Source organism: uncultured Amnibacterium sp., assembly GCF_964245895.1.
Taxonomy (GTDB): domain Bacteria; phylum Actinomycetota; class Actinomycetes; order Actinomycetales; family Microbacteriaceae; genus Amnibacterium.
This window is the reverse complement of record NZ_CAXTOQ010000170.1, coordinates 1-6,688: the sequence shown is the minus strand read 5'-3', so window position 1 is coordinate 6,688 and position 6,688 is coordinate 1. Positions and strand designations below refer to the sequence as shown.

General features: G+C 72.7%; 6 protein-coding genes and 1 pseudogene. 2 read left to right on the top strand and 5 right to left on the bottom strand.

From position 1 onward, the window contains the following. The 4 genes and pseudogenes from ACFE60_RS16470 to ACFE60_RS16455 form a co-directional block, all read right to left on the bottom strand. Nucleotides 1-270: pseudogene (locus tag ACFE60_RS16470) on the bottom strand (carboxymuconolactone decarboxylase family protein); the annotation flags it as partial. Beyond that, on the bottom strand, nt 267-1,073 hold the full coding sequence (locus tag ACFE60_RS16465) for an IclR family transcriptional regulator (RefSeq protein ID WP_375389944.1): 807 nt from the start codon (nt 1,071-1,073) through the stop codon (nt 267-269). The pseudogene ACFE60_RS16470 and the gene ACFE60_RS16465, both read right to left, overlap by 4 nt. Before the next feature lie 70 nt (nt 1,074-1,143). Then, on the bottom strand, nt 1,144-1,950 hold the full coding sequence (locus tag ACFE60_RS16460; protein WP_375389943.1) for an alpha/beta hydrolase fold domain-containing protein: 807 nt from the start codon (nt 1,948-1,950) through the stop codon (nt 1,144-1,146). Next, entirely contained in the window at nt 1,947-2,519 is a 573-nt protein-coding gene (locus ACFE60_RS16455; protein ID WP_375389942.1) for a quercetin 2,3-dioxygenase, read from the bottom strand. Before ACFE60_RS16455 ends, ACFE60_RS16460 begins: the two co-directional genes overlap by 4 nt. Before the next feature lie 134 nt (nt 2,520-2,653). Between ACFE60_RS16455 and ACFE60_RS16450 the strand changes: the two genes are divergently transcribed. Further along, nucleotides 2,654-3,550, top strand: a complete 897-nt coding sequence (locus tag ACFE60_RS16450; protein ID WP_375389941.1) for a LysR family transcriptional regulator — start codon at nt 2,654-2,656, stop codon at nt 3,548-3,550. 127 nt (nt 3,551-3,677) lie between these two features. On the opposite strand, the gene ACFE60_RS16445 is transcribed toward ACFE60_RS16450, so the two are convergent. Then, on the bottom strand, nt 3,678-3,974 hold the full coding sequence (locus ACFE60_RS16445; RefSeq protein WP_375389940.1) for a LuxR C-terminal-related transcriptional regulator: 297 nt from the start codon (nt 3,972-3,974) through the stop codon (nt 3,678-3,680). 297 nt (nt 3,975-4,271) lie between these two features. On the opposite strand from ACFE60_RS16445, the gene ACFE60_RS16440 reads away from it, so the two are divergent. After that, a partial coding sequence (locus ACFE60_RS16440; RefSeq protein WP_375389939.1) for a hypothetical protein occupies nt 4,272-6,688 on the top strand: 2,417 nt, incomplete at its 3' end.

Below are 6,688 nucleotides of genomic sequence, written 5' to 3'. Positions count from 1 at the left end.
CCACGCGGCGGAGACCAGCAGGATCGCCCCCTCCCGCACCCGCGGCGAGAGGTGCGACGCGTACCGCACCGCGGCGCCGACCCCCTGCAGCGCCTCGCCCAGCGCGGGGGAGCGGAGGAAGGCGTCGAACGGGCCGTTCAGCGCGCCGTCCGCGGCGGTCAGCGCGAAGTGCTGCGGCCCCTGCGCCCTCGGGCCGCCGGCGATCGCGTCGTACAGCGCGCGCTGCGGCTCGTCGAGCCGCTCGGGCGGCAGCGGGTCGAGGCGACTCACGCGGCGGCCAGCCGCAGGCCGATCTCGTGGGCCGCGGCGAGCACCCGCTCCAGGATCGGGCCGCGCAGGGCGTCGACGTCGTGCCGGGCGGCCGACACCGCGACGTTGATCGCGGCCACCGGCGCCGACCCGCCGGCGAACACGGGGACCGCGACCGACCGCAGCCCCAGCGCGAGCTCCTGGTCCTGCACGGCGTAGCCGCGCTCCCGGATCTGCTCCAGCTGCTCGGTCAGCGCCGCGCGCGATCCGACTGCGTTCGGCCCCTGACCGGTGCCGAAGGTGGCGTCCGCGACGCGCTCCGCGAGCTCCTCCGGCGTCAGGTACGCGAGCAGCACCTTGCCCATCGACGTGAACGCGGCCGGCAGCGTCGAGCCGACCTGGATGTTCGCGGTGACGAGATCCGCGTTCCGCAGCCGCACGAGGTACAGCACCTGGTCGCCCTGCAGCACGCCCAGGTTCACCGTCTCGCCCGTCGCCTGCGCCAGGGAGCGGAGGGGGCGCTCGCTCGCCGAGACGAGGCTCGAACCGCGCAGCGCGGCCGACCCGAGCGTCAGCACCGCGACGCCGGGGTGCAGCACGCCGTCGTCCGTGCGGTCGAGGAAGCCCTCCTCCTCCAGCGTGGACACGATGCGGAACGCGGTCGGCATCGGCAGCCCGGTCCGCTCGACGACCTCCCGCAGCCGCAGCGACGTGACGGTCTCGTCGAACAGCCGCAGCACCTGCAGGCCCTTCGCCAGCGACTCGATGCGGTACTGGTTCCGCTGCTTGGCATCGAGCGACGCCGACTCGTCGGATGCGCTCATGCGGCTCCGCCCCTCCGGCCGCGGGGGAGGTGCGGCACCGGGGCACGGTAACGATGCCTGGGAAACCGTGTCAACGCGGCGGCTGCGCGGTGACGCGGCGCGCGAACGCGAGGGCGCGCTCGACGATCGGCTCCAGGTCGTCGACGCCCTGCCAGAAGTGGGAGGCGCCGGGCACGCCGACCAGCTCGACGTCCGCGCCGACGCGGGCGAGCGCGTCGGCCAGCGCGCGGCTCTGCGCGAAGGGGACGAGCACGTCCGCCTCCCCGTGCTGCAGGAGGAACGGGGGCGCGCCCGCGTGCACCTGCAGCGCCGGACTCGCCGCGCGCGCGAGGTCGGGGAGGGCCGACACGGGGCCGCCGAGCAGGCCCGCCTCCCGCGACGCCGGATCGTCGTCGACGGCCGCGGGGTCGTCGGGCCGCAGGTCGCGGCCGAGCGCGGTGAGGTCCGCGGGGCCGTACCAGTCGACGACCCCGGCGACGCCGGCTGCGGGATCCAGGGCCGCCAGCGCCGCGAGGTGTGCGCCGGCGGACTCGCCCCACAGCACGATGCGGGCCGGGTCGAGCCCGTGCTCCGCGCCGTGCTCGCGCACCCAGCCGATCGCGGCGAGCACGTCGTCGACCTGGGCGGGGAACCGCGCCTCCCCGCTCAGCCGGTAGTCGGCGGAGGCGACGGCGAAGCCCGCCGCCGTGATCCGGCCGAGCGTCTCGTCGGCGGACCGGTGCGGCACGAAGGCGCGACGGCTGCCGAGCCGCCACCCGCCGCCATGCAGGAACAGCACGACGGGCGCGGGCGCCGCCTCGGGCAGGTGCAGGTCGAGCGAGAGCGGGCGGAAGCCGATCCGCTCCGCGAAGACGACGTCCCGCAGGACGGTGCTCACTCGGCGGCGTCGAAGCGGAACTCGGGGCGGAAGACGGTGCCGTACTTCTCCCCGGCGGCCTGCATCTGCTCGCGGGTCGGCACGAAGATCTCGCTGCGGTCCGGGATGCCCGGCTTGTCCGTCTGCTTGCCCATCGCGTGGAAGAACCGCCCGAACCCGGCGGTGGAGGTGCCGAGCACCTTCGACGTCGCCTCGTAGCGGTAGGCGTGCACGACGTCCTTCGGCACGTAGGCGAAGTCGCCGGCGTGCAGCAGCCGATCCTCCTTCACCCCGTGCTCGTCGTCCATCCACACGTGCACGGTGCCGTCGACGATGTAGAAGATCTCGTGCGTCCACCTGTGCAGATGCGCGGGGATGATCTCGCCCGCGTGGCCCTCGGCCGTGAAGACGTCGTACTGCCCCTCCGTCTCGTCGCCGGACAGCAGGATCGTGAACAGGTCGCCGAACAGCACGGACTTCTCGCCCTCGCCCTGTCGCAGGACGAAGGGGGCCGGCTTGCCGGGCAGGATCCCGGGGAAGCGGTCGCGCTCCGCGGACTCGTCGACCTTCGGGTGGGTGTCCAGGGACATCGGTGCGACCTCCTCGTCGTGGCGGCGTCCCACGACGGTGGCGACGCTCGCGCCCGCTCAGCGTGCGCGCCGCGCCGGGTGCCGCACAACCACGATCTCGCTACCGAGCAGTAGGCGCAGGCTATCGTCGGGTCGTGGACGTGCCGATCGCGATGCTGCAGTACTTCTGCGTGCTCGCGGACGAGCTGCACTTCGGCCGGGCCGCGAGCCGCCTCGGCATCGCCTCCCCGTCGCTCAGCCAGCAGATCGCCCGGCTGGAGGACCGCCTCGGCGCCCGCCTGCTGGACCGCGGCCCGCGACGGGTCGCGATGACGGACGCGGGCGCGCAGCTGCTGCCGCTGGCCCGGGAGGCGGTCCGCACGCACCGGCTGGTGCTGGACTGGGCGGTCGATCGCCGCACCGCGTCGGGTCCCGCGCTGCGGGTCGGGCTCGTCGCGACCGGCGCCGGCCCGCTCACGACGACGATCCTCGGCGCGGTGCTGGACCGCATGCCGTCGGTGCGGCTCGAGATGCGCCGGCTCGGGTTCTTCGACGTCGCGGAGGCGCTCACCAGCGGCGCGGTGGACGTCGCCTTCGCCCCGGCGCCCCTCCCGCTGCCGCCGGAGGTGCACGCGCGCGAGCTGACCCGTGAGGCGCGCGTGCTCGTGGTCCCGCGTGGTCATCCGCTGGCGGGGCGCACGGAGGTGGGCATCGCGGAGACCGACGACGAGGTCTTCGTCGCGCCCGCATCCGGCGACGCCGCGGCGCTCGACTGGTGGCTCGTCGACCCGAGGCCGAGCGGCCGCCGGCCGCGGCGCGGTCCGTCGGCTGACGACATCGAGGGGATCCTCGAGCTGGTCGCGGCGGAGGTGGGGGTGAACATCGCGGCCGCAAGCGTCGCCGCGCACTACCCGCGGCCGGGGCTCGCCTTCGTCCCGATCCGCGACGTGCCGCCCGCCTCGATCCTGCTCTGCCGCCGCGCGGCCGACGACCGCCCGGTGGTCGCCGCGTTCGAGCGGGCGGCGTTCGAGGTGGCCGCGCACGCCGGCTGACGGCTGCCGGCCGTGTGCAGCACGCGCGGACGTGTGCAGCCGCTGCAGCAAGTGCACACGTCCACCAGCCGAGCACATCGCGGCGGGTGCCGCGACCGAGGCACGCGGCTGTTCAGCGTCCGGCGGATCACCCCTCGAGATCGTGCAGGTCGAACTCGGCGAGCCCGGTCAGCTGCAGCGGCAGGCTGTCGTTCGTCAGCAGCCCGACCACGATGGCGGCCACCACGAGCGGCATCGTGCCGTGCACCTGGAACCGCTTGTGCAGCGCGGCGATGTGGCTGCGCACCGTGGCCGTGCTCACGAACAGCCTGCTCGCGATGGTGGCGCTGGTCGCACCGGTGGCGAGCTGCTCGAGCACCCGCAGCTGGGCGGGGGTGAGCCGCACGCGACCGCCGCCGCCGAGCGGAGCGTCCATCTCGTCCATCTTCGGGTCCCTCGTCGTGACGGGCTGCTGCTGTGCGAGCGGCCTCGGGCGAGTCTCTCGACCTCCGAGGCTTCGGCGCGAAACGAGGGCGGAGTGTCGGCGCCGCGCGACGGAATCATCACTTCTGACGATCTTCGGCCGACCTGCGCCCGGCGGCGCGGCCGTCGCGCGTCGGGCCGGTACCTGTTCTCCCCGGAGATGGGAGTCCCGATGCCACGTGCAGCTCGTAGGCGGTCGCACCGCCGAATCGCTCGGTCCTGGAAGGTCGGCGCCGCCGCTGCCCTGACGGCGAGCCTGGTGGCGACCGGCAGCGTCGCGGCCCTGGCGGACACGCTGCCATCGGGTACCAGCAGCACCGGCATCACCGGTCTGCGCCCGAACGCGACGCGCCTGTCGTTCCGGTTGAGCGACCACACGCAGGCGTCCGTCGACGTGGCGACCGGCGACCTCGACCTCTCGACGGTGCTGCGGACGCTGCCCGGTGTCTCGGCGTCGGTGCCGATCACGCTCGCCTACAACTCCCGTGCGGACGGCCCCGGCGACCACTTCCTCGGCGCGGCCGACGCGAGCGGATGGACCTACGGGATCGCCGGCGCGGGCAGCCTGTCGCTGCAGTCCGACGGCTCCACCGTCGACTTCACGTCGACCGACGGCGCCGTGTGGCCGTTCGCAGCGGTCAGCGGCTCGAGCTCGGCCTACGTCTCGCCCGCCGGCATCAAAGCCGTCCTCATGAAGACGACGAACGGGTGGACCCTCTCCTCCCTCGACTCCTCGCAGATCGTCACCTTCGACGGCACCGGTCGGCCGATCTCGGTCGCGGACCGCAACGGCAACGCGACCTCGATCGACTGGTCGACCGGCGTCGTGACGTCGTCGGCCGGCGCGGTCGATGCCCGGAAGCTCTTCCTCGGCTACGACAGCACCTACCACGCGGAGCACTTCGGCCAGCAGCACAGCGGCTCGACCGTGCGGGACCAGCAGGTGTCGCAGGACGGCAGCGGGAGGGTGCAGAGCTGGACCAACCCCACCGGCGCGTCCACGTTCGTGGAGTACGACGCCTCGGGGCGGGTCGCGAAGTTCTACAACGAGGGCGACGAGGAGCTCGACATCGCCTACGACTCGTCGAACCGGGTGACGAGCGTCTCGCAGGTCGACCACAGCACCAGCCCGACCGCGGCGACCGCCGTCACGCGGCTCTCCTACCCGTCGTCGACCCAGACGCTCGTCGCCGGACCGAACACGTCGCAGTCCTCGTCCGTCGCCGCGGTCGCGCACCTGACCTACACGGTGGACCCGTCGACCGGCCTCGTCACCCACGCGACGGACCAGATGGGCCGCGACCGGGCTGCGACGTACAACGCGAACCTCGACACGCTGACCTCGACGACCGGCTCCGGGGCATCGGCCACGACGACGACGAACACCTACGGCGCCAACGGTGGGATGTCGCAGACCCAGTCCGCCGTGTCCTCGGGCGCCACGGCGTCGGCGGCGTACGCGAACACGCCGGCGTCGAGCCAGTACCTGCCGTCGTCCACGACCGACGACGCGGGCAACACCTCCACCTTCACGTTCGACGGCGCCGGGAACCAGCTGACGGCGCAGGCCTCAGCGGTCGCTGCGCAGGCGGCGGTGACGTACAACCCGGACGGGACCGTGGCGTCGGCGACGCTGCCGGGCAACGCGGCCGCGGCCAACTCGACGACGTACCACTACGACTCGAACCACCAGCTGACCGCGGTCACGCCGGTGGCCGGTTCGAGCCTGGGGACGAAGTACTTCACCTACGACGTCTACGGTCGGCTGAAGACGGCGACGGACGGGGCTGGGAGGACGACCACGTACACCTACGACGGCGCCGATCGGGTGCTGACCACCGCGTTCTCGGACTCGACGCCGACTGTGACGAACACCTACGACGATGCGGGGAACGTGACCAAGCAGGTCTCCGGCGGCGGCACGATCACGAACAGGTACGACACCTTCAACCGGTTGACGAGCACGTCGAACACCGCGGGCGGTGGCACGATCTCGTACACCTACGACAAGGCGGGGAACCGCGCCTCGATGACGACGTCGAAGGGCACCACGAACTACGTGTACGACGCGTCGAACGTGCTCACCACGGTGAACTACCCGGCGAACTCGAACCCGACTCAGCGTCCGGTGACGTTCGCGACGGACAGCAACGGTCGGCGTACGGACGAGTGGCTCGGCACGAGCAGCTCGTGGGCTGGTCACGTGCACACCAGCTACGACGGGGCGGGTCGGATCTCGAACGTGACCGCGGAGGCGAAGCCCAGCGGCACGGCGACGACGGTGATGAACGTGGACTACTGCTACAACACCGGCGGATCGGGGTCGACCTGTTCGACCACCGCGGCGAACGACCGCTCGAAGCTGCAGTGGACGTACGACCACCTGTCGGGGCAGACCACGACGTACACGTACGACGGTTCCGGGCGGCTGACCTCGGCGGCGCAGTCGGGTGGGTCCGGGGCGAATCGCACGTACACGTACGGGTACAACAGCAACGGGGACCGCACGTCCGCAGTCGTGAGTGGCAGCAGCAGCTCGTCGCAGTCGTTGACGTACAACGCGGCGGATCAGATCACCTCGTCCGGGTACACGTATGACGGTGCGGGGAACATGACGGGGGCGCCGGGGAAGACGTTCACGTACAACGCGGCGGAGCAGATGACGGGTGCGACGGT